The organism is Mycoplasma sp. CSL7475-4 (genome assembly GCF_024834065.1).
Taxonomy (GTDB): Bacteria; Bacillota_I; Bacilli_A; order Mycoplasmatales; family Metamycoplasmataceae; genus Mycoplasmopsis.
In genome coordinates, this window is sequence record NZ_JANUYA010000007.1 from 19,187 (window position 1) to 43,656 (window position 24,470).

The following is a 24,470-nucleotide window of genomic DNA, read 5'->3' on the forward strand; positions in this document are numbered from 1 at the left end:
TCTTTTTTTACTTTTTTGTGCAAAAAATATGGATCATAAGTTTAAATAGTTCTATAAATTAGCATCAAAAATCTAGGCCTATAATTTAAATCTAATATTAATATATAATTGGAATATTAGTGTGAGGAGAATATGAATTCAAAAATTAAAAAAAGTATAATCGTCATCGCATCAACATTGGCAGCAACCATAACCGCTAGTGCCATATTAAGTTTTATTCCAACAAAAGAAAAAAAACTTAAAAAAAGTGGCGAGGTCAAAAATACCCAAAGCAAAAATCAGGATAATAACATTCCATCATTGCCTAGCAAAAAGACACAAAACAATAAAATAAAGCAAAGAAAAGAATTTATTAAATTAAGCAATCGTAAAAATTCATCAAATTTAATCACTAAGGAACAAAAAATCAATTATGTCGCTTTAGGTGATTCGATTACAGCTGGATTTGTGGCGACTTTAGATAAAGATTATTCGGGAAAATATGAAAATGAAAAAGTGAGAGGAATAAGCTATCCCGCTTATTTAGCCCATACATTTAATCAAATTCACCGTCTGGCCGATTTTTCAAACTTTGGTGTCACTGGTTCAGAATTTTTTGAGTGAAATTTACTATTTAAATCAAAAGGTAAAAAAGAATCATTAACACCAGTAGAAATTAAAATTATTGAGGCAAAATTTGGGTCAAATTGAGCACAAATGTACACAGAACTGGCAAAAAAACTGCAAAAAGCCAATCTTATTACAGTTTCGCTGGGGGCTAATGACTTTATGCACACAATCGCCAAAAGCGTTGGCGAATTTCCACTGGGCGAAATTGTTAAATTAATTAATTCTAAAGAAGCCGATTATGAGGCTATTGCCAATACTGTCTCAAAATTATTCAATGATTTATTCACTAATATTCAACAAAGACAACTTTTCTTCATCAATGAATTAAAACAACTAGCTCCTAATGCAAATATTAATTTTATTGCCTTCCCCACTCCGCTAAACACAATACTAAACATGGTCGATCGTTACATTAATAACTATAACGATAACGATGGCTTAAGCATCAGTACATTATTGTTGAATTTGATTAACAAAAAAATCAAATTCACTGCAAATAGTCAAAAAATATTTTTCATTAATCCATTTGACCACAGCTATTGAACAAAAAATCAAAAAATTCTAACTCCGTCACTTTTTGATATACACCCTGGTTCAAAAGGGTATAAAAAAATGGCTCAAGATATTTTCATTAAGTTAATATCAAACAACAGAGATCAAGAAGTATTTGAAAAAAATGGTATTTTTTGAAACAAAGAATACTTACAAACTGACCAAGATTCTTACTTAACTCAAATAGAGGTTGATAATCCTTTTGAAACTATAAAAACTGTCTTTGGCGATAACTATCATGAATTTGTTGTCAATAACGATGAACAAACTAGTGATTTAAGTGCTAAGTTCAATGATCAAAATTATTTCAATCGTGTTTTAGATAATATTGGCTTAGAAGAAATAATTTTTGACCGCTTAATTGTTAATGCTTTTGATACTGATTTATATAACCAGCTGGACCCTAAAAATTTATTAAAAGATTTCTTATTGCGTAATAATCGGGAAAATCTAATAAGTTTAAAAACATGATTCAAAGATTCTAAATTAGTACCGAATTTATTGAAAAATGTAGAACACACATTTTGAACTAAAGACTGAGATGGCGATAATCTGCCAGGTGCCAAAGTAAATAAAATAACTTATCTATTAGAAGCATTTAAAGCAGAACTGACTAGTGAGCCTAAAATAATAAATTTAATTTTATCTTTAACACAAACCAAAGTGTTCAAAGATAATCTTGATGAATTTAAAAATATATCTAGCGAAATACTTGGTAATATCTCTACTCTAGACATCACGAGAGAGAAAATTTCAAGTGTTGTTAGTTTATTATACAATGATGAGATGGCTAAATTTATCTCGAAAAACGATTTAGAAAGAGTCATTTCACTAACCTTAAATTCAAATGTATTGAAACAAAATCTTGCGCAAATTATTGTAAATATTATTGAAGACAGTCAAGAATTTGCGAAAAATAAAACATATAATGACTTATGATTCACTCTTATTAATAACTCTAAAAATCAACAAGCACTAAAAAATATCATTGATAATTTATTTAATGATCTACTGAAAAATGAAGAATTTAAACAAATACTTGGACGCAGCGTTAATAGAATTGTTATTGCTTTCCCTAAATATTTCCAAGGTGTTGAATCAGGAAAATTAGGTGAATTATCAATCGATTTATTGAATTTATGGAACGATTTAAATGACGAATTACAAATCAGTTCAAAAATTTCACAAAACTTAATTGCCGAGTTGAGCAAAAACACACCTAAAAACTTTGATGCAGCATCTTTCTCTCGCAATTTAATCAACGAATTTAATGGTTTATTCACGCCAGAAAATATTGACAAAACTGTAATAAAAATTGTTAAAAATATTTCTAAGGTTAATTTTGTCAAATATAGACAAACATTACAAACTGTTGTGCGTAATTTAATTAAAAATTCCGATGTAGACTCTGCAAGTTTTAGTGATACACTAGGTAAAATTTACGGCATTTTGGGAAGTGAAATTCAAAATGTTTTAAGTGAAGAAGATTTTAAATCGGTAATCAAGAAAATAGTGACCGATGACGATTTTAGCAACCTAATAGACGCCATAATTTTCGACCTAAGTACACTAAATTCTAATTCGCTAAATGATGTAAATTCAATTTTTGACTTAATCAAAATTTTATTCAAGGATATCAGAAATACAAAAACACTTTCGCCAGCAATCAAATTAATCAAAAAATCTTTAAATTACCCTGAGTTCAATCAATTATTCATCAATCTCAAACAAAGATATTTACCAGAATTACAAATTGATGTTGAGAGCATAAAAAACCTGACAATCGAGTTTATTGATAATAGCAATTTACGCAATTTGGCTTTAAATTTTGTGCAAAATTCTCTACTTAACGACTTAAGTACAGTTGAAAAAATCAAAGATCCAAATTACTTAATAAAAACATGGTTAGCAACCGACGAAAACAAGGCTTTTGTTCTTTCGAATGTGAGTGATTTAATCAAATCGCTAGTAAGCAATGCTAATTTTGTCGAAATAATTTCGGCAATAACATTTAGCGAAATATCGCAAAATCCCGACTTAGCAAAAGATGTCAATTTAGAAGAAATAAAATCGCTATATACAAATATGTTTGCTTCTGTTGACGAAGTTATTAAAAATAAAGACATTTTAAACAATATTCTCAATGAAATGATTGAAGAATTATCGACAAATGGCATTAACATTGATGTTTTAAAATTAAGCCAAAATATATCTTCTTCTCTATTCAACAACACAGACGATAATTTATTAAGTATTATCAAAATTCTTGATAAAAATCATTTTTTAGATAGAAATAAAGGCACTATCAAAAAACTATTAACTAATTCGGCTAATTATTTATCTAAATCTGATACGATAAACAATAAAATTTATGGCTTATTGCCAGAGAAATTTAGTAATTTAATTACAGAAGCTGAATTCAATCAAGTGGTTAAAAAAATATTGAGCGACCCAAAAATTGAGCAAATTATCAATATTTCGATTGAAAGTTTAGCTAAAATTCCAAGCGAAGAGATCCAAAATGCTAACTCAATATTTGATTTAGTTAGACGAATTTTAATTAATGTTAAAGATACTAATTTATTCGAGATTTCCAATGAATTACTGGGCGAAATAATCAATTATCCTGAATTGAATAAGGTATTAGATTATGCGAAATCATTATTGCCTAACTCAATGAATAAAGTTGACATAAACGGATTAAAATTATTTATCAAATCAATAATTTTGTATCCTGAATTAAAAGAATTGGCCTTTTCATTCTTAACAGATGGTATATTCGTGGAGAATGCTGATTTTGACCTTGATTTAGACCGCATGATAAAAACATGGCTTTCAAAATCGCAAACACAAACCAATAGTGCTCGTTCATTAGATTCGATAGTTAGAAAAATTATCAGTAATGAAAATTTCGGCACTGTCATAGCTTCTTTATTTCACGAGTACTTAGTAAGTAATAATTTAGATCATAATTTAACTCAAGAACAAACCCAAAGATTTATCACTAACTTGCTTACTGATATTGACCAACTCGATAAAAAAATACCATTTATTGAAAAATTAAGTCAAGGTTTAGTTGAAGAATTGAGTCAAAATGGTACTTCATTTGATTATCGTAAATGATTAAAAAATGCATTTGATACAGTATTTACTCAAAAAAACAAAGATGACATTATTTTGAAAATAACTAAATTTATTTTCACATCGCCAACATTCCAAAACAATAAAGAATACATTTGCAATTTAATTTCAAATGTGTTAAAAAGCAGAGAAATTAATTCTCTTATTGCCGAGTCTATATATCGTGCAATACCTAATACCACATTCAATATTGATAACCACGATAAGTTCATTTCAATAATTTCTAACATATTAGAAAGTGGCGAATTAAACAGTGTAGTTAAAGTTATTTTTGAAAATGTCAATAATTTAGATAGCAATCAAGTTGAAAATGCAAATTCTACTTTAGATTTAGTCAAAATTGCAATTAATAATTTTGCTTCTGACAATACATTGAAAAAATGAATTAGTCTATTTTCGTTAATAGTAAAAAATAATGAGTTAATCAACTTTTTAAACGACAATAAAGATAACTTACCTGAAATTTTACGTGAAGTAGATTTCAATGAAATATCACAAGTATTCAATAAAATATTGCAAAATAATGCATTTTTAAATTTAATTAAAAACTTCCGTGATAACACTTTAATTACTCTTGAAAATCTGGAAGAAATAAGTGACACTAATCAATTTATTAAAAATTGAATGTCACAACAACAAAGCAGTGATTTTAAAAACAATTTAGTTTCACTAATCAAAGATTTACTGGGTGATCAACACACTCTAAATGTAATATCAACTTTGATATACGGTCAATTGCAAACAGATTCTGTGTTGAGTCAAAATATCACAAAAGATCAAATAAAAGGATTAATTTCATCTGTATTTACTAATTTAAATTCATTTGATGATCAAAATCACTTATTCATCAAAATTACTGACATTTTATTTAAAGAATTGGCCCAAAACGGAACAGAAATTAAACCATTCAAAATCTTAAGTGCAATCACTACTTCACTATTTGATGAAGACGATAAACTCGCAGCCTACTTCAATTTAGTTAAGGCCTTATTCAGAAATAACGCTGTAGGTTCAAATAAAACAGTAATCAAACAACTGCTAAAAAACATAGTCTTATATGCTTCAAATAACTCTAAATTAATTGACTTATTGTACGCTCCTATATCGAAAAATAGATTTTTAACAACTGATAAAGAGAAATTACAAAAACTAATAACAAAAATCGCCAACGATGCAAACTTAAACGAATTTTTAAACATTTTTATTGAAAATATTTCAAATTTAAGTGAAGATGAGTTGAATGATAGCGCCAATATATTCGATTTATTGAATAAAGTAGTGACTAAAACGAAAGATGATGCGTTATTAAACAACTTGCTGTTGTTAACAAAATCAATTATTCAATATGACGAAATCAATTATGTTTTCGATAACATTAAACAATATCTAGGTGATGATTTCAATAATCTTGACAATAGCATTATCAAAACATTTTTAACCGATTCGTTAGGTGATGATGATTTAAGATCAATTTTGTTCGACTTTACTAAAAACGTAATATTGAATAAAGATAATACTTTGCAAGTCTTTAATGACGCTAATTTATTAGTGAAAAAATGATTAGCTAGTGAAGAAAAAATCACTGAAATAAGCACTAAATTCAATAGTTTTATTGAAAAAATATTGAAAAATGATAACTTTAGATCATTACTTTCATCTTTCTTAAATAGTTGATTAAAAAATAATAATAACGAAGTTACCAGTGATGAAACGTCGGCCTTTGTTGAAGAGATATTGAATTACTTTAGTAAATTCAATGATAATTCGCACATTTCAAATTTAGTTATTAAAGAATTTTTAGTGCATTTATCACAAAATGGAACAAATATTGATATATTAGAACTGTTAAAAGGTCTAAAAAATGTGTTCACTAATGACAGCAATAATACATTGAATTTTGTTGTCGTTAAGGCAATGAAAAACAATAAAGTTATTGCTCACAAAAAAGTCATTAAAGCAATAATAAAATCAAGTATCAAAACAATTTCAAAAGAATCTATTTTACAAAATATTTATCAAGTTGTCTCTCCCGTGATCGGCGAGTATATTAGTGAAGATAACTTTGTTTCGCTAGTTATTAGTGCAAGCGAAAATGAAAAATTGAATACATTCATTGACGCTTTAATTGACGATATTTCAGTCTTTAATGCCGATAACTTAACAGATGACGCAACATTGTTTGAAATATCAAAAGCCGTATTTAAAAATATTGATAATTATTCATCATTGAATCCATTATTAGACTTTGTTGCCGAATTAGTTCAAGATGATAAATTAAATGACACATATCAAACTCTAATTTCAAAAATGCCGGATGCATTCAATAATGTCTCTGTTGTTGATTTCAAATCGCTATTGGCATACACGCTTAAAAATAATGAAATCAAAAACATTGTTAAGAGTTTAGTTAAAGACGGACTTTTTGCTGACGGAATCGATAAAAACTCAATAAAAGACAAAAACGAAGTCGCAAAAAAATGATTATTAAATGAGACTAAAAATGCTCAAATTCAACAATATTTTAGAACATTGATAATTGATATCACACAGCAAGAATCATTTACCAATATTATTTCACGTGTTTTATACAACACAATGCTAGCCAATGAGCCTCTAGCCAAAAATATTGAATTTGAACAATTAAAACAATTAATTAAGGCTTTATTTAAAAATATTAATTCGTGAGATAGCGACACAGATTTTATTAATAAAACATTGCAAATTCTAATAAACAATATCAAAGAAAACGGATTAGAATTAAATTACCAAAATATTGCCAACGAAATAGCAAATTCAATTTTAGATTACGAAAATCTTGAAAAATCAGTTATTAGTCTAATAAAATCTGCCGCTAAATCTAATATCATTGCTGAAAATAAAACAACATTAAAAAATGTTCTTAACAATCTAATTAGATTCATTCCAACAAAATTCAATGTTGCTAAGTCTATCTATGATTCATTGCCGCCAAGAGTATTGACAACAATTGAAGGCAAAATAACCCCACAAGATTTTGAAAAAGTTTTAAACGATACGATCATCAATTCAGCAGATGAAATCAATGAATTGTTTGCAACAATACTCGATTTTGGTGAAAATACGCAAGCATTAGAAAATGTCGAATCACTTGCACAACTATTGAATCTATTATTAGGCGATCAACAACGTAGAACAAAAATAATCAATTCTATTGAAGCTATTGTGGTCAATTTAGTTGGGCACCATGACATATTTGAATTGTTAAATACTCTTTGAAAAGAAAATATTTCAAAATATGGAGTAGATGTTAATGATCCAGCTAATGTTAAATTTGTCAATGACTTATTCCATGAATTGCCATCATTAATCAAACAATTAAAACTTGTTCCAAAAATTATTGAAGGAATATATAATAGCTCACAAAATGCTACAACCACTAAGGATATGATTGTAAAAATATCAAAAGAGATTTTAAAATCAATCAACTTTGCCGATTTTAATTTATTGAAAATCATTTTAAAATCAGATGCTTTAATAAATAACAAAGAAATATTGAAACAAGATATTTTAAAAATAGTGGAAAAAATAACCAGTGATGAAGCATTAATTGAAAATTTTGTTGCCGATTTTAATTTATTATCGCCACTAATCAACATTGGAATTGAAGAAAGCGAAGCCTTAGCCACTTTAAAAGAAACTCTTAAATCAGAAGAATTAAGAAACATTCTAAACGCTTTCTTAAATGAAATTTTCGATAATAACATGCAATATGCAGAGTTAAACTCATGAGTTAGTGCTCTCTCAAAATTCTTCAACTCAGCAAACGCCCAAACAATCAAAACATCATTGAAAAACTGAATCAAAAATCTATTTACTAAACACGAAAAAATTGGATTTGCTATTGGTAAATTATTGGCTAAAACAATGCAGGAAAATGGAATAAATATTCCGCAAGACCAAGTCAATAAAATTGCTGAATTCATTAAAGAATTTACAAGAGAAGCAGCTAAAACAGAAATTGTTGACAATGTGGTTGATGAAGTATTTAACACACTTAAAGCAATCGGTTCGCATAAAGCAAGCGAAATCCCACACTTGTTGCAAGAAGCATTTAAAAAAGGTGCCTTGAAATTCATTTCACGTGAAGATGGAACTATAATGCTAGGGAAAATATTTGAGAAAAAAGAAATTTTCAAACAAATATTTAACGGCATTAATCCTAAATCATATGTTGATTTTGTTAACTTAATATTTAAATATTCGCCACGCAGTTTTACTGCCGGTATTTATGGCGTAATGTTCACACCAAAAGGTAAAAGTTCTAATGTTAAGTTCAATGCTTCAAGCGGTATTGGCGGAATCATTAAAGGCGAATTAAGTAATTTCATCAAAATATTTATTCAGCCTTTTGTTAAACAATATTATGATGACTTGTCTAAAGTTAATGCATACACAAGCATTAATGAAATGAAACGAAATTCAGAATCATTCCAAGCAATGTGGAGATTTTATGCATTCATTTCAAGGATTCTATACGAAAACACACCTTCAGGTTTATTCTGGAACGCCACCAGTTTAACAACTGAAGCTTACATTATGAATGCTTATGTGGCAGCAATCAACGAAGAAGCTCCAAAACATTGAAATAACAATCTAAGATCTAAATACGCAAGTCACCCAGATTGAATTGGTTTAAATAGCCAAGGACAAGCAATCAATTACTTTGTTTCCGGACTACAAGAATTGAGATACGGATTTAGTAAATATCACTCACGTGATAATGGTTTAAGAGACTACTTCTATGGTAGAGATTACACTTTAGTTTATATTTACTGAGCCGATAATAAGGATCAAAAATACAACCATGATAAAAAGAAACGCGATACTTTACTAGACGATATGATTGCCGGCTATCAACCGATAGCGGATAATTAATTTGTGGTAAAATATAACATGTAATTAGGAGGTAATATATGAGTTTAACAGGATGAGTACTAACGGTAATTTTTGTATCATTAGTTGTTGGTATAGTTGGTGGTTTTATTGGATTTGTAATTGCCCGTAAAAAAATTCAGAAACATTTAAAAGAAAATCCACCTATTAACGAGAAAATGATCAGAGCTATGTTTCTACAAATGGGACGTAAAGCATCTGAACAACAAATCAAAAACGTTATGCGTTCAATTTACAATCAAAAATAATAATTTGTTTAGCAAAAAAATGTTACACGATGTGCAACATTTTTTTGTTCAATTTTTTTCGATGGTGTTTGCACAGATAAATAAATTTTGAAAGTGATGTTTTTTATATATAATAATTTTGATTAACATATATTGAGTATGTTTTACATATAAAACTTATACATAGATAATTAAATAAAAAATATTTAGAATGAAAGAGGAATGAATATGAAGAAAAAACTTTATTTATCCCTTACTCCACTCGCGGCACTAAATCCATTCGTTTTTGTTGCTGCCGCTTGTGTTAAGGATAATAAAACAGTTTCGTCAGATGAAAAAAATAATCAAAATAATGCCAACAATGGCAAAACGCAAAATGATAGCCAAAATAATAGTGTTGATAACAATAGTGCAAATGTTGACACAAAAAATGAAAATTCAGTCACATTTAAATTGAATGATTTAGGTCGAACTATGAACTCGGTCGAAATCAAAAACCGTTTCGACAAAATGATTACCAACAACAGCACAAAAGCTGAATTAGCTGAGTATATCAATTTATTTTTGATTGATAAGCTTCCACAATCATTAAGCACAATAAATGTTAATACGAGCAATGATGATTTAGTTGTTAATTACACTGAAAATGGTGTTGAAAAATCAATAAATTTAAGTGGTTTCGAAAGATATGATGCCAAAAATTCAGAAAATGGTAAAAAAGAATTCGGTAGAGTAAAAATTGGAGACATTTCAATTTCGACTAATGTCGCTAGCGGCGCAGAAAAAATTGGCGCAATCGAGTTCCAAGAGTTATGAAAAAATGAGTTTGATAGAGTTCAAGGCGATGGGGCAAAAATGCTTGATTGAGCAATTGAGAACAAATACTTAGATGTTGATGGTGATTACAAAAATTCAGAGTGAATTTATACATTACACCGTAATTCGCACCACCACGGGGATACAAATTTCCACACATACATTTCCGCTGAAGATAAATTGACAGGTAGAATTTATCGTGATTTTGACCACAACGGCCAACCGGGTTTTACTTTATTCGGATGAAATTCAATCGCCAAATTAGGAAACATACACATTCATAAATTAATATATGTCAACGATGCCGGTAATAGGGCGACGACAAAACAAATTAACGACGAACTAGATGCCGCCTCAACTATTAGTGCTAAGCTTGATGTCATTGCAAAATACACAGACGAAGAATTTAGCGAATTTAAAACCGGTAATAACGATAATGTTGATTACAAAATTGACATAGTTTCATCACCCGAAAATGACTTGAACCAGTTAAGAATTTCAATTGCGTTCAAGGGGAAAGCTGCTACTCAATACGAAAAAGAAAATTCTGCATTGATTGTACTAAACAGAATCAACACAAAAGTACAAGTCGGCGCATACACCTTCAATACATCGGGATACAATGGAAATTACTACGCAAATGACCTGTTGTCATGATTAAAACCAGGTAATGAAGACGGCCATCACTTCAAGCCTCTTGACTCATTTAAAGATGCATATGTGTTTGAAAACATTACTAGTGAAGAACAATTCGAAAACAAATTAGAATTAATGAATAGTGATGAATTTGATGAGTCACAATACCCTTACGGAGCAGAGGCATTATTATTGCTAATCGATGGGTTCACTGACAAAGACTACAATATTATTAGCGAAAAACATGACAAAGATACAAAGGACTTCGTTAATTCACTAGTAAACAGATACGATAGTGCAACCAAGAAAAGAATTGTAGGTAAAATTTATCAAGATTATCAGGAAGCTAAAAATGCAGCGACGGGTAATTTGGAACAAAAACGGCAAGCATTGCATTTATTACACAGCAAATTATCTGAATACGCCAACAGAATTGGGAAAATAGTCATTGACGATAGAATTAGAGCAATCAAACAAAGAATCGAAAAATATGACGCCGAACAAGTGCCGCACACAATATTAGACGCTTTATTAAAACAAGCTGAAGAAATGCTAAATGTAAATAAAACACTGTCTGATAGATTAGAATTGGCCGATCGTATCGATCAAGAACTAGAGTATTTCCAATTCGGTGATACCACTCAAATGAGCTTTAGCGATTTAGTGGATACTTTAAGAAATAGACTTGGTTTTAACATTGAAGAAAGCGCAGCGGACGGAGATTACACATATAAATTAGACCAAAATTCATTTATTGTTAAAGATCACTCTTATTCAAGAGATAATGAAAAAATCGAAGATTATTCGACGCTTACATTGACAATTTTGGTGAATAATCGATTAGAACAAGTTCCTGTAACATTTAACTTATTATTTAAACATTCAAACGAAAATTAAGGTAACAATATGAAATCAAATAAAATAATCTTTTCATTGGTAACTATCACAAGCTTGCCTGTTATTGCAGCTTCGTGCCAAAATAACAAAAAAAATGATAATGAAAATAAAAAAAATGACTCTGCAACCGAAAAAATTAAATACTTTTATAATAACTATTTTTTAGAATACTATAAAAGAATAGAAAAATACTTAATATACGATGCTGCAACACAAGTCAGAATTAATGAATCTTTCAATAACTTCTTCGAAAAATTTAGAACCATAAAAAATATTTCGAATAAACTAAGATTAGTCAGCGATCCGGTCGAAAATGGTCAACTTTTTCTTAGTGATGAAGAATTAAGTTCACATTTTAGTGGTGAAAAAAGTGAGATTTATAAAAAGTGATTAACAACACATAAAGGTGTGAATTTAGCAAATAATGCTCTCGGAATCACCGATGATGCCGAAATTCAAATAAAGTCAAACTCAGCTTATTTAAAGGCAACAGATAACTCAAATCAAATCCATGCATTCAGTGAGTACTTAAAGTCATTAGGCAATAAAAATTTCAAAGACGAAGAAGCTATTAATAACATCAATAAATTAAAGCAATTTGTCTCTGATCACATTTACAATCAAGATAAATGAGAAAGCGATCTACAAGATTCGCTATTAAACGAAGAAAACCACGCTCAAGATAATCACTCACATACGCACTCACACGCAACAATCAACATTGCACTGAATGCAATTAGACAAAATAATGAATTTCTTGATGAATTAGAAAAACTTTATGCATTAAAATCAAATTTTGAGGAAATTGAAGATAAAGATAAAAAAGACTTAATCATCAATAATATTTTTGGTGAAAATGAAATAGATATCCAAGAATATAGAGAAATTTTAAATATTGCAAAAGATTTTTTAGATAGCCTTCGCGAAGAGGGTTCAAATATAATTAAAACTATAGAATCAATAGAAAATGTAATTAAAATATAGGAGCAACATGAAATCTAAATTTTTAAAACTTTCTGTATTACCCTCAATTTTAACAGCACCATTCATTGTGGTATCTTGTGCAAAAAAAGTAAGTAATGAAGTCGAAATGAAAAAAACAAAAGAAATCTCGCTCGAGTTTACCACTTTAAAAGGCATAATTAATATTTTTACAACCGAAGTGAAAGAAAATAAAGAACAATTCTACCAAGCAAACCCTAATATCGATGAAGTTGTTCACAGTTTATTAAATTTAAATAACAACAAAAATAGTTTAATCAATATTTTAAGTGAAATAACTGACAAAAAAAATAGCGAAATGTTTTTAAATGATGAAGATATGGCATCTTGAAACGAACATGAGAAAGAATTGTTTATCAAATGATTTAAATCAAATGTTGTTCAGAATCTTTTAAAAAACACTATTAAAATGGTTCATGATTTTGATATTCAATTGAGGGAAAAAATTGAAATTTTAAAAAACAATAACCCTAATAACGAAATTACAAAATTTGAAATATATCTAAACCAGCAACTCAACAAAAATTTCAAAGATTCAGAGATTATTGAAAAAATTAAAAAATTAGATTTATTCATTAAAAATAACATCTACAATAACGAACAAGAAGATACTACCGAAGATGATCATGACCATAATCACTCAGATAATTTACAAGATCACACCCACTCACACGCTCTAATCAATATCGCAACTTTAACAATGCAAGAAGCTAAAGGTTTCGCAAGGGAGTTTAGTGAAGTATTAAAATTAAAAAACAAAATACAAAAAATAAGCAACACAGCTAAACGAGATTTCTACTTAAATAATTTCTATAGCTTAGTTAAACTAGACACTAATTTTTTAACAATGGTCGAAAATGCCGAAACAGAAATTAATTTTTTAAAACACATTATTAAGGATATTTCTATACCTTTAAATAAAATGAAAAAATTAGTTAATATGGATAATACTTCAAATTAGCCGAAAAACTCGGCTTTTTTATATATCCTTTTTCCAAAAATAAAAAATCCTTTAAGCTAAAGGATTTTTAAAATTATTTTTTAATCGAATAGATATCAATCTTGCTGATGGCTTTACGCAATTTAAGTTCAAGATTGACATCATTTTTTTTATTATCATTTTTTAGCTGTGCTAATGCACTGTCACGATCTCGTTTAGCGCGATCAATATCAATGTCTTCACTAAAAACAATATCATCAGTTATGATTTTGACACAATTACTTTGTGCGTAGACAATACCACCGCCGATAGCACAAAGTTTATAATCTTCATCGCCAACTTCATTAATTGCTAATTTACCGACAGCAATATTGCTGATAAAAGGCGAACGATTTGGTTGAAAAACGATTGCACCACCGGTTATTGTTGAAAGGGAAACTGAGCGAACATCACCTTCAAAAAAGATACCGTTTAAGGTTGAAATTTGCAAATGAGTTGTGTTTGCTTCGCTATTTTTCATCATTATTTGGTTCTGATTTTGGTGAATCTGACTCAATGTTATTTTGTTTCAAATATTGTGCGTATCTTTGTTCTACTTCGCTTATATCAGCTGCATATAAGAACAAGTCTTCAGGAACTTCATCGTGTTTTCCGTCAAGGATAGATCTAAAACTTTTGATAGTGTCACCTAGTTTAACGTAAGCTCCTTTTTTACCTGAGAATTTTTCAGCAACAGTAAAGGGTTGTGATAAAAAGTTTCTAATTCTTCTAGCACGCGAAACTAATAATTTATCTTCTTCGCTTAATTCACCCATACCTAAAATTGCGATAATATCTTGCAATTCTTTAAATCTTTGTAAGATTGATACTACACCGTAAGCGACATCATAATGTTCTTGGCCGACAATTAGTGGATCGAGTAATTTTGACGAAGATTCAAGCGGATCAACAGCGGGATAAATACCTAATGCGGCAATATTACGGTCCAAAACAGTTTTAGCATCCAAGTGGTTAAAAGTAGTTGCAGGAGCAGGGTCTGTTAAGTCATCGGCAGGCACATAAACTGCTTGCACTGAAGTAATTGAACCGTTGTGTGTTGAAGTTATTCTTTCTTGTAATTGACCCATTTCGGTAGCTAATGTTGGTTGATAACCAACCGCACTTGGCATTCTTCCTAAAAGGGCTGAAACTTCTGAACCTGCTTGTGTAAATCTAAAGATATTATCAACAAACAATAGCACGTCTTGATTTTGTTTATCTCTAAAATATTCGGCCATAGTTAAACCGGTTAAAGCAACACGCATACGTGCCCCGGGAGGTTCGTTCATTTGACCAAAAACCAACGCTGTTTTGTCTAAAACACCAGAAGCTTTCATTTCGTAATAAAGGTCATTACCTTCACGGGTTCTTTCCCCAACACCCGCAAACACTGATAATCCACCGTGTTGTGTGGCTATGTTATTGATTAATTCTTGTACCAAGACAGTTTTACCAACTCCGGCACCACCAAACAAACCGATTTTACCCCCTTTGGCGTAAGGGATTAGTAAATCGACAACTTTGATTCCAGTTTCTAAAATTTCGCTAGCTGTTTTTTGTTCCTCATAGCTTGGAGCCTTAGCATGAATTGGCATTTTGATTGTATCTGGTTCAGGTTTTGAATCGATTGATTCACCTAAAACATTAAACATTCTTCCTAAAACTTTTTCACCCACCGGCACCGAAATCGGTGCGCCTGTGTCTATAACTTCAACACCACGAGCAAGACCGTTTGTTGAAACCATAGATATCGTTCTAACTGTATCATCACCAATGTGTTGAGCAACTTCTAGGGTATATTTATTACCTTCAAATGCGGCAACTAAAGCGTTTAATAACGAAGGCAATTCCCCTTCAGCGAACTTAACATCGACTACCGGGCCTAATATTTGGACTATTTTTCCTGTATTTTTATTCATATTTCTCCTTAAACAGCATTTGCACCACCAACGATTTCATTCAATTCTTGAGTAATATTGCTTTGGCGTTTTCTGTTGTAGTCAAGATTTAGATTGTCAATTAATTCGTCAGCATTATCGGTTGCAGTTTCCATTGCACTGCGACGTGAGGCATATTCACTTATAACTGCTGAAGCAATTGCGAGATTGATTTTTGCACTGATAAATAGTGGCAATGTATTGATTAATATTTCTCTCGTGTTTGGTTCAAACTCAATCAATTGATTGAAATTGTCATTGCTTTTAGGTGCTGGTTTAGCATGGTATGGCATAATTTTGATATCAGTTTCTTGTTGAATTAAATTATTGACAAATTCATTGTAGATAATGTGAATTTCACCAACTTCATTTTTACGATATTTATCAACAACTAATTTAGTAAATGCATAAGCAAGATCACTATGTGATGCGTGTGCTCAACTAGTTGCTAAAACAATTTGCTTTTTGTATTTGTGTTCTAAAGCATTGATGCCTTTGCTTCCTAAAACAATTAGCTCATCGTCTTCTTTAATCGTTGATCTCACAAGTTTAACAATATTAAAGTTATAGCTCCCCGCTAGTCCTAAATCAGAACTAATTACAATATAAATACGTTTTTTGCTTGTTTTTTTAACAAAATACTCACGCAATTCTTCCGGAGTAATACGGGCAAAGAAACTATCTACAATTTCTCTAACTTGTGTTTCGTAATCGCTTACTGAATTGAAATATTCTCTTGCCTTACGCATTTTAGAAGTTGAAACTAACTCCATTGCGTGCGTAATTTTACGTATTGACTCAACAGTAGAAATTCTTGATTTTATTTTTTGTAAACTAGCCATTATTGAGCCTCAAATTGTTTACGATATTTCTCAGGCATAGTTGCGTGTTCTGCTGGATTGTAGTTAGGAATTGTTTTTACAATGTTTTTAACAATATCAACTAATTTTGTAGTAATTTTTTCTTTGATTTCATCAGTTAAATCGTTTTTAGCATCTTTAAATAAGTCAATAATGCTAATACCTTCACCTGAGTTCATAAATTTAATTACTTCGTCACGATATTGTAAAATACTTTCCTTCGGTAGTGGGTTAATTATTCTTTCGATATTACCAAGTAAAATCGCTACTTGAGCATAAATGCTAATTGGGCGATATTGACCTTGTTTTAAAAATTCAAACACTTTTGCTCCGTGTTGTAGGATAGTTTTAGTTGATTGGTCTAAATCTGAACCAAATTGAGCAAAAGCTAGCATTTCGTTGTATTGTGCTAATTCCAATTTTAGCGAACCTGAAACTTTTTTCATTGCTTTAATTTGGGCTGCTGAACCAACACGAGAAACACTAAAACCAACATCAACCGCAGGACGTTGCCCTGAGTGGAATAAATTTTCACGAGTGAATATTTGTCCATCAGTAATTGAGATAACATTAGTAGGAATATAAGCCGAAATATCACCTTGTTGAGTTTCGACGATAGGGAGTGCAGTTATTGAACCACCACCATTTTCGGCATTAACCCTTGCCGCTCTTTCTAATAATTGTGAGTGTAGGTAGAATACATCACCAGGATATGCTTCACGTCCAGGTGGACGTCTCAATAGCAGAGAAAGTGTACGGTATGCTACGGCGTGTTTACTTAAATCGTCGTAAACAATTAGTACATCTTCACCTCTTGCCATTCATTCTTCAGCAATAGTTACACCAGTATAAGGCGCGATGTATTGTTGTGGTGCTAATTCACTAGCCCCCGAAACAACAACGGTTGTGTATTCCATTGCCCCGGTTTCTTCAAGTTTGTGGACAATTTGCGCCACGGTTGAGTTTTTTTGTCCAATAGCAACATAAACACATTTAACATTTTTGCCTTTTTGGTTAATGATGGTATCAATTGCGATCGCAGTTTTTCCTGTTTGACGATCACCAATGATTAATTCACGTTGACCACGTCCAATAGGAATCATTGAGTCAATCGCAACAATACCTGTTTCTAGTGTTACATTAACTTCTTTACGAGTCATAACTCCGGGAGCAACTTTAAAAATTTCGCGTTTATTTGTGGTCTTAATTTCGCCCTTACCGTCAATTGCTTGACCTAAAACATTAATTACACGGCCGATTAATTCGTCGCCAACAGCAACTGAAATAACTTCGCCTGTCCGGCGACATTCATCGCCTTCTGACAATTGCTCTGCGTTACCAAAAATAGCAATTCCGACTACTTCTTCTTCTAAATTTAAAACCATGCCGTAAATATCGTTTTTAAATGCAATTATTTCACCATTTTTCGCGTCATCTAAGCCGCTCGCAAGAGCGATCCCATCACCAATAGTGATGATTTGGCCCACTTGTGAAAAATCTACTTTGGAATTAAAATTTTTGATTCTATTTTTAATTATTTTATAGATATCCTCTGTACGATTAGCCATTTACACTCCTCTCTTAATGATTAATTTGCCTAGTTTATCTAGGTCTGTTGCAATGTTTTGTTCAATTACATCACTATCAACTTCAATACGAAAACCCGAAATTATTTCAGGACGAATAATATTTTTTAATTTGATTTGAGCATTATATTTTTTTGATAAATATTTTTTAAATTTTTCTAAACGTTCATCACTCAATTTAAAAGCACTATAAATTATTGCCTCTTTAATACCTAAATAATCATTAGCGTATTTTAAAAACACTTTAATAATGCGTGTAATTAAATGAATTACTCGGCGAACTACTAACACTTTTAAAAAGTTAACAATCAATTCGCTAGGGCTTAAACTAGCAAAATTTTGCTCTATCAATGAAAATTTTTCCTCTAACGTGATGGCTGGATTTGATAAAAAAGCAATAAAATCTTCATTTTCTTCACTCACCCACATAATTGCTTCCAGTATCTGGGTGGTGATTAATAATTCATTATTTTCGTTTGCTAATTCAAAAATCGCTCTTGCGTATCCGTCAGTGTTGGCTTTAAGATACATTATTCTTCACCTTTAAGAAATTCGTCAATAATTTTGTTTTCAATTTCTGGATTTACTTCTTCATTTAAAATTTTGCGACTTAATAATGTAGCAGCACTAGCAATTTGTTTTTTATTTTCTTCTAATAATTTTTGTTGTTGAGCTGCCATATTTGCTTTCGCACTATTCACAATGCGTGCTTCTTCATTTTTTGCTCGTTTAACATAGCTATCATACACAGAATCACCACGATGTTTTGCTTCCACTACAATTCTTGTGGCTTCATCGTGTGCTTTTTGTAATTTTTCATTGACTTTTGCAAGAATTTCTTCAGAAGAAAGTTTTGCTTTTTCTGCTTCATCAATGTTGTCTTGAATGTATTTTTGTCTCTTAGCTATTGATTTTTTAACTGGTTTATACATCAAAAAATAAAGAATTATCATCACCAGTATTAACGAAATCAAAGTCGCAATCATCATAGGTCATGAAGGGTAAAGTTTGTTAAATTTATCTGTTAAATCTTCGCTAACATTTTTTGATTGAAATGGTTTTGATTTTTCAGCTAAATATGAAATGGTATTAAGCATCTTATTTACCAAATACGAATAGAAGTAGAATAGCGATTAAGAAACAATAAATTGCGGCGGTTTCTGATAGAGACATACCAATAATCATGATTGTTCTAACTTTTGAAGCCGCTTCGGGGTTACGACCCACAGCTTCGGCAGCTCTACCACTAGCTAATCCTTGTCCTAAACCAGTACCAAAGCATCCGATCATGCAAATACCGGCACCGATAGCTATTAATCCTTGTTTATCCATAATTACCTCCTAGTAAATATTTTTAGAATAATTAATAATATTTGTTTTATTTTTTTGTTTAATGTTTTGTTTTTTTTGTTTAATTTCAACTTCATTTGATCAGTAAATTGTCGTCAATACTGTAAAAATTAACGCTTGAATGACGGCCCCGAATATATCAAAAAACATATGCATTCACGGTGTAATAATTGTTGCGAAAAAATAAAGTTGCGGACCTGGGAAAATTAATGATCAAATTCAACCCGCTGCGTAATACACAGACGCTAAAATAACTGCTCCACCGGTGATGTTACCAAACATCCGCGCACTTAAAGAAATTAGTGGTGAAAATTGTCCGATTAATTCAACCGGGTTAGCATAACGACGCAAGAATCTAAAACGTTGATACCAAAAACCAACAAGATATATTCCTACAAAAGTGATCGCCGCCAAAGTGAAAGTAACAGAATATGATGTTGCAATCGGTTCTAATCCGATTAGCCCTAGCATATTACCCACTAACAAAAATGTGGCTAGTGAAAATATATAAAAACGTGCAATAGGTAATTTATTTGACGAAGTTTCGTCATAAGTGTTATCAACTCCTGTAACATAAGCTTCGGCGATTATTTGTGTTGCACTAGGCGCTTTATTGATTTTCTTATGTTTTTTGATTTTGATGAAAACTATTAAGCTAATCACAAAAATAATTAAGATAGTAAAAATCAACGAAAGCAACTGTGCTTGGTTTCATACACCAATATTATCTATTATGATTTTCATGGACCTCCTTTCTGGTTTTTGTTTGTTACTGCGTGTGCAATTACAATCGATATTTGCACATTAGTAATCCCAAAACAAAATGTAAAAACATTGATTGGATAAGACATTATATATTTATAACCACCTTTAGAGTAGTTAATAAATAAAATAATTCCTAACACCAAACCTACCAAAGCAAGTGTTAAAAATAAGTACAGAATTGCCAAAAAAATGTTTTTTTTGATTCGCAAAAGCGAGTCAATATAAACACGGCGAATTTCAAAACTTAAGTATGAAACACATGCTCCGATTACGTACCCAAATACTAAAGAAGTATCAATAAAAAATGAAAATAGAGAAAAAAATACCGATAACACTAGCAACATTATGAAATGAATCTTGCGGACAGTGTTAATATATTTTATCTCCATTTAACCTCGCTCTAATATTAAATACTATTGCTATTTTAATACTTTAAGAAATTAAAACGAGAAAAAAACACGCTTTTTTCCACGGAAAACTAATAATTAAAATGAATATTATTTTATTTCCGGAATTTTATATTTATGCATTTTTTTATTTAAATTTTGTTAACAAAATAACGCCTCGCAGCCGATAAAATTAAATAAAAAAATGCAAAATAAAAAAACAGAGAGCAACACGAACCAAGTTGCCCAAGTAAAATATATACTTATTTGTTCATACACGGCAATATTGTTAGCTAGACAATATTTATACCGGGTTTTACCCACGATTCTTGTCTTTGGTTATTCAATGTTTTACTTCTACGCGTTTTCGAATCGGCCCTAACACAGAGATGTTATATTTAGTTCACACTAACATCAAGCGTAAATTGCGTTTTGGTATCGTTTGGCCTGCACCACCACAATGCTCGGTAAACAACGCAACCATCTTGTTAGACTATTTAATAAATATATATTTTATTTCCGCTATATACTCTTTGTCAATACGTTGGCTCAGAAGGGTGTTCCAACCCTCGAGCATATACACTTTACTTGCAAGAACAAGTTTTCAGTCATCTGTTTGTTTAGATATTTTAGCACGTTTAGAATTTAAAAATAAAAAAAATAGTTAATTTTTTAATTCTTCAACAATGTGTTTGAATATAGGTTTATAGTAAATATAGATCGTTGAAATTGCGAGTACGTCGATAATACTAAATGTTACCGTGTTAGCAATTTTAAGTACTTGATTTTTTCTAATAGTGCCCGGTTGGAATTTAGTAATGATTGTGATTGTTAATAAAATAGCAATGATGGTGCTCATTTCAAGTGTAGTTTTAACTTTTGTTAAAAGCGGAACTTTATAAAAGTTACGTTTTTCAAAAATAATTAATTTACCAGTTAAAGCTGTAAAATCACGAATAAATAATATAACTATTACCGATGTATAAATAATGTTGAACTGGATAAAGAAAATCAATATCGGGTAAATTATTAATTTATCAGCTAATTGCTCAAAAATAATTTTAGTTTTAGTTTGATTATGTAAAGTGTTAATTCTACCGTCCATTACATTAAGTAAAGATGAGAAGGCAAAAATAATCAAAACAAATAAGTGAAATATTCATGCATAGCCACCTATTTTGTTAGCAAGACCGCCATGCAAAGATAATTCCAGTGTGGAATATGCACCAAAAATCAAGATACTAGATACAATTCTGATGATTGTTAAATTGAAAGAATTATGTCAATTTATTTTTGTTTTTTTCATTTATATCTCCTCTCATATACTTAATAAGTATATACAAAAGACAACGAATAAGTAAAAATATGCAAAATTAATCTCAAAATAAGAGACTGCTATTTATGTGTTAATTCATAATTTAACAGCAAATATGAAAATTTCCAATAATTTGTAAATTTAATTCCAGAAAAGGAGATTTTGCTTTTCTTTTTTTTTTTTTTTTAATATTGAATTGGAAAGAAAAAAAAGGAGCAAAAAATGAAAAATAAATTAAAATTATCTCTAATATCTACCGTTGCTTTATTTACACCTATTTCTGTTGTTGCATGTAAACAAGAAAATTCAAACGAATTTTTAAAAGAAAAAGTATATATAGAAAAAATTCCTATGGAATTAATTTTGAAAAATAATAATGATAAACACACACCTAAAGAGAAAACTTGAAAACTTAGGGAATATGTTATGTCAAAAATTTTAATTGAATCTATTGTTGATAATAAAAAATTAGACGATTTCATTTATTCTCGTATAGAGAGTAAAAACTTAAATAAAAATCAAAAAGATCAAGTATTAAACGAATTTAATGAGTTGAGTTTATCTTTTAATAGTACTCTTGATAAAACTCGTGAAAAATATAATAAAATCGCTAACGAATTTTTGCGTATTTTTACTCAAGATTGAAATATTAACTATGATGAAGAAGGAAATTTACATATTGGTAAAATAATTTTAAGTAAAAAATTCCTTAATAATGTTTATTTAAAATATACTAATGCTTTAATTAATGAATTAAATCAAGTTTATGATAAAACAGAACAAAGTGAAAAAATTAGTAAAGATGAGTTTAAACAAGTAATATTACAATTAAAATCTAACCCTAAAGCTACATTTGAAAAATATTTTGATTTTTATGTATTAAATGAAATTCGTTATTTAACTAATGTTGCCCAAAGATATAGTCAAGTGTTAAATTACCCTGGTAATTGAAACCCTAAAGAAGCAACTAAAGCTCTTTATGGAGAATATTACGAAGAAGGCGATACGGGTGGAAGTGCTTCAAAAATAAGAAATAGACTTGACTATTTTATATCGGAGTTTAATCGTTTAGGTTTAAATGTTTTGCCAGTTATAGATAGATATGGAGATTATAAATAATTAACAACTCAATTAAAGAGTTGTTTTTTTTGTTGTTAGTATGGTCTATATTATAATTTAATTAACAAATTAAACATAATAAGGGTGTGTTGGTAAATATAAATAAATTTTTGTCAATAGTAAATGAATTTAGTATATAATACAAGTATCAAAATATATCTGAATCGTCAAGTGGAATCGTCGCAGTTGAGACTTGGAAGTGGGATATATAGTGAGTGGACACTACGGAAAAATATATTTTCGGTCATAACATTCATTGTTATGATGATTTTTTTAGCTTTTTTTAAAATATATGTTTAGTAAAAAGTTGAAAAAGAGCAAAAATATTGATGATTTTAAGAATTTAAAAAAATTAAACCCAACGAAGGCAGAGAAATTAAATGGCTTAAAATGTTAGTTTATAACTAAGAATGATATATTACAAATGAGCATTTTAATCACCAAAAGGTTAAAAAATTACTGAATTATACTAGCAATGAATTTGGGTTAGATGTTGCAATGCATGAATTTATAAACATGAGAATGTTAAATCTAAAAATATTTATATGACAAAATTTAAACATTGTATTAATTATGGGATCTTAACGAAATATCAGTCTTAAAGCAATAAAAATCCTGTCAAAAAGGCTTTTTTGTTTCTTATACTACGAGGACATTTTTGTTTCTTACATGACATGGTACATAAACGATGTAATACGATAATATTTGCATTGACAAGACGATGTGATTAATATCAATAAGTAAGATGAGCAACATTTTCAATTTGTTATTAGTAGTAAAATATGAGAAAACATCACTAATTTCATCAGAAATATATTAAATAAGAGTTCTTGAAAAATAACACAGCGCAATGGTTACAAGTTAAGTGTAATGCAAGATATCGGAAAGCAAAATTTCATGGCGATAAAAGCAATTACTTAGACACTAAGATTAATGTGGAGACCATGATTTTAAGCAAATAATCTATTATAAGCACTTTCAAAGTGCTTTTTACTTTCATTTTTATCAGCCACAACCAACATTAAACAATCAAAACAGATAGAAAATCAAAACAAATTAATAAGACAAAAGTAATGTTATCAAACTGTTATACAAGTAAATTCTAAATAAAATTTTAGAAAAAATTAAGGTTGTCAGACACACCTAATCAAAAGATTTTTAAATTCGTGGTCAACATGATTATTAAATTTAAAAATAGACACGATATTCAATAATATATGTCTGCTTAAAAAAAATAAAAAAAAAATACTCCGTGTGGAGCGTGTTCTCTGAAAACTGAATAGTAAATTTTAAAACTCATTGAAATGTATAAAATACACATTACTTTTAAACCTATCGATTTATTAGTATTGGTCAGCTCA

Annotated in this window: 16 protein-coding genes; 6 read left to right on the top strand and 10 right to left on the bottom strand. The window is 29.8% G+C overall.

Annotated features, from left to right (window positions below; all coding sequences use genetic code 4):
* Positions 1 to 132 precede the first annotated feature (132 nt).
* The 5 genes from NXS15_RS03070 to NXS15_RS03090 all read left to right on the top strand — a co-directional run bounded on the left by NXS15_RS03070 (position 133) and on the right by NXS15_RS03090 (position 13,773).
* Complete coding sequence (locus NXS15_RS03070) at positions 133 to 9,216, top strand: SGNH/GDSL hydrolase family protein (RefSeq protein ID WP_259290395.1); 9,084 nt, start codon at positions 133 to 135, stop codon at positions 9,214 to 9,216.
* Between the two features lie 38 nt (positions 9,217 to 9,254).
* Entirely contained in the window at positions 9,255 to 9,482 is a 228-nt protein-coding gene (locus tag NXS15_RS03075; RefSeq protein WP_259290396.1) for a YneF family protein, read from the top strand.
* 207 nt (positions 9,483 to 9,689) lie between these two features.
* The gene (locus NXS15_RS03080) at positions 9,690 to 11,810 is read left to right on the top strand and encodes a hypothetical protein (RefSeq protein WP_259290397.1); all 2,121 of its coding nucleotides are present in this window, start codon (positions 9,690 to 9,692) and stop codon (positions 11,808 to 11,810) included.
* A 9-nt stretch (positions 11,811 to 11,819) separates the two neighbouring features.
* Positions 11,820 to 12,794 (top strand): MAG5150 family histidine triad lipoprotein, encoded by a 975-nt coding sequence (locus NXS15_RS03085; protein WP_259290398.1) that lies wholly within the window; start codon positions 11,820 to 11,822, stop codon positions 12,792 to 12,794.
* A 7-nt stretch (positions 12,795 to 12,801) separates the two neighbouring features.
* Positions 12,802 to 13,773, top strand: a complete 972-nt coding sequence (locus tag NXS15_RS03090) for an MAG5150 family histidine triad lipoprotein (protein WP_259290399.1) — start codon at positions 12,802 to 12,804, stop codon at positions 13,771 to 13,773.
* Positions 13,774 to 13,846: 73 nt separating this feature from the next.
* Here the strand turns inward: NXS15_RS03090 and atpC are convergent, their stop codons facing one another.
* From atpC to NXS15_RS03140, 10 genes are all read right to left on the bottom strand, one after another.
* Positions 13,847 to 14,275, bottom strand: coding sequence for an ATP synthase F1 subunit epsilon (gene atpC, locus NXS15_RS03095; protein ID WP_259290400.1), 429 nt, complete (start codon positions 14,273 to 14,275; stop codon positions 13,847 to 13,849).
* Positions 14,262 to 15,710: a F0F1 ATP synthase subunit beta gene (gene atpD, locus NXS15_RS03100; protein ID WP_259290401.1), complete on the bottom strand. Its 1,449-nt coding sequence runs from the start codon at positions 15,708 to 15,710 to the stop codon at positions 14,262 to 14,264. The genes atpC and atpD overlap by 14 nt, the downstream gene beginning before the upstream one ends.
* Before the next feature lie 8 nt (positions 15,711 to 15,718).
* Positions 15,719 to 16,570, bottom strand: a complete 852-nt coding sequence (gene atpG, locus NXS15_RS03105) for an ATP synthase F1 subunit gamma (protein WP_259290402.1) — start codon at positions 16,568 to 16,570, stop codon at positions 15,719 to 15,721.
* Positions 16,570 to 18,156 carry a F0F1 ATP synthase subunit alpha gene (atpA, locus tag NXS15_RS03110; RefSeq protein ID WP_259290403.1) on the bottom strand — a complete coding sequence of 529 codons (1,587 nt, stop codon included), beginning with the start codon at positions 18,154 to 18,156 and terminating at the stop codon, positions 16,570 to 16,572. The genes atpG and atpA overlap by 1 nt, the downstream gene beginning before the upstream one ends.
* On the bottom strand, positions 18,157 to 18,705 hold the full coding sequence (atpH, locus tag NXS15_RS03115; protein WP_259290404.1) for an ATP synthase F1 subunit delta: 549 nt from the start codon (positions 18,703 to 18,705) through the stop codon (positions 18,157 to 18,159).
* Positions 18,705 to 19,271, bottom strand: coding sequence for a F0F1 ATP synthase subunit B (atpF, locus tag NXS15_RS03120; RefSeq protein ID WP_259290405.1), 567 nt, complete (start codon positions 19,269 to 19,271; stop codon positions 18,705 to 18,707). Before atpF ends, atpH begins: the two co-directional genes overlap by 1 nt.
* A gap of 1 nt (position 19,272) precedes the next feature.
* Complete coding sequence (atpE, locus tag NXS15_RS03125; protein WP_130429242.1) at positions 19,273 to 19,506, bottom strand: ATP synthase F0 subunit C; 234 nt, start codon at positions 19,504 to 19,506, stop codon at positions 19,273 to 19,275.
* A gap of 9 nt (positions 19,507 to 19,515) precedes the next feature.
* Positions 19,516 to 20,268, bottom strand: coding sequence for a F0F1 ATP synthase subunit A (locus NXS15_RS03130; RefSeq protein WP_259290406.1), 753 nt, complete (start codon positions 20,266 to 20,268; stop codon positions 19,516 to 19,518).
* Positions 20,256 to 20,678, bottom strand: coding sequence for a hypothetical protein (locus tag NXS15_RS03135; RefSeq protein WP_259290407.1), 423 nt, complete (start codon positions 20,676 to 20,678; stop codon positions 20,256 to 20,258). The genes NXS15_RS03130 and NXS15_RS03135 overlap by 13 nt, the downstream gene beginning before the upstream one ends.
* A 661-nt stretch (positions 20,679 to 21,339) precedes the next feature.
* A complete protein-coding gene (locus NXS15_RS03140) occupies positions 21,340 to 21,981 on the bottom strand; it encodes a CDP-alcohol phosphatidyltransferase family protein (protein WP_259290408.1) in 642 nt (213 codons plus the stop codon).
* Positions 21,982 to 22,212: 231 nt separating this feature from the next.
* Between NXS15_RS03140 and NXS15_RS03145 the strand changes: the two genes are divergently transcribed.
* Positions 22,213 to 23,109, top strand: a complete 897-nt coding sequence (locus NXS15_RS03145) for a hypothetical protein (protein ID WP_259290409.1) — start codon at positions 22,213 to 22,215, stop codon at positions 23,107 to 23,109.
* Positions 23,110 to 24,470: the final 1,361 nt, after the last annotated feature.